Annotated in this window: 2 protein-coding genes; one reads left to right on the forward strand and one right to left on the reverse strand. The window is 54.7% G+C overall.

What is annotated here, in order from left to right:
- Nucleotides 1–121 precede the first annotated feature (121 nt).
- Nucleotides 122–415 carry a hypothetical protein gene (locus P3T25_RS48560; RefSeq protein WP_429364895.1) on the reverse strand — a complete coding sequence of 98 codons (294 nt, stop codon included), beginning with the start codon at nt 413–415 and terminating at the stop codon, nt 122–124.
- Nucleotides 416–723: 308 nt separating this feature from the next.
- Here P3T25_RS48560 and P3T25_RS48565 point away from each other — a divergent pair, with 308 nt between their 5' ends.
- Nucleotides 724–1077: a DUF1428 domain-containing protein gene (locus P3T25_RS48565; RefSeq protein ID WP_008920469.1), complete on the forward strand. Its 354-nt coding sequence runs from the start codon at nt 724–726 to the stop codon at nt 1075–1077.
- Nucleotides 1078–1213 lie beyond the last annotated feature (136 nt).

Here is a 1213-nt window from a genome sequence, read left to right on the forward strand (position 1 = left end):
CTTCTTATGTCTTTCGGCGACGACAGATTTCCCGACACCGACTTGGTACCCGAAAAGAGCAGTCTATCGGTGGATCATTCGCTAACGTCGAGCGCGCCGCTACCTTGCGATCTACGGAGATCTAGGCAACGATGGCTATGCGCGAATCCCAAGAGCTGTGCTTTCCAGAGGGGATAGGACGGCGTCCGAGAAATGTTGGAGCGAGGATTGCAAGTCGTGACATTTGGTTGAGGTCGAAACGTCGCCAGTCAGGGAGTCCACCGTTGCTACTTTGTCCCCCGGTCTGGTAGCCGAGAACTTGCCTGACTCCATTTGTAACTCCATACACATGGGGTTCGACAATCCGCGGAAGATTGCGGTAATAAAACTCAATCAATTGTTTGCTTGCGATGGCTTCTAATATCAGGTTTTCCATATAGCCCCCGTTTTTCACTCGGCAAGCCCGTACGACGTCGACGGTAGCAGTCGGCGTCACAGAGGCAATACCTACCGCTAGCTTAATTGTCTGTTCAATGTAGACGGTAAACGTTGCCGAAGCCAGAACGGATTGCGCTGATCACGCCATGCCTCAAAGCGCCGCTTAGGGTCAAAGCAGGCTATCGGTCCAAGGGAATCGACTATTGTCGATTTCTTGACTCCCCGCTCGTCGTGCGTATGGGCGGTCGTGTTGCGATGCGCTGCCGACCGGCACCTATAGTCCGTATGGGAAAAAGGAGATTGCGAATGACTTACGTCGATGGATTTGTTGTCCCCGTGCCTACAGCCAACCGCGAAGTTTACAGACAGTTCGCCGAAAGAGCGGCGGCCGTCTTCAAGGAGCACGGCGCGTTGAAGGTGGTCGAATGCTGGGGAGATGACGTGCCGGAGGGCAAGGTGACGTCGTTTCCGATGGCGATCAAGCGCAAGGATGATGAGACGGTGGTGTTCTCCTGGGTTGTCTGGCCGTCGCATCAGTCGCGAGACGAAGGAATGAAAGCGGTAATGGCCGACCCGCGACTTCAACCAGATAAGGATCCGATGCCTTTTGACGGCCAGCGGCTAATCTATGGCGGCTTCGAAGTGATTGTTGACGCGTGATGGCAGAAAAACATGGCGTCGGTTCGCGTTGAGACGCGAACCGACGCCGCGGCGGCCTGGCATTGGAAAAACGCGGAGGAAACCCGTTAAAAACCTGAGGACATAAGCAAAAAACGGGCACCTGTGGAGTACGGGT

The sequence above is a fragment of the Paraburkholderia sp. GAS32 genome (genome assembly GCF_050434225.1).
GTDB classification, from domain to species: domain Bacteria; phylum Pseudomonadota; class Gammaproteobacteria; order Burkholderiales; family Burkholderiaceae; genus Paraburkholderia; species Paraburkholderia madseniana.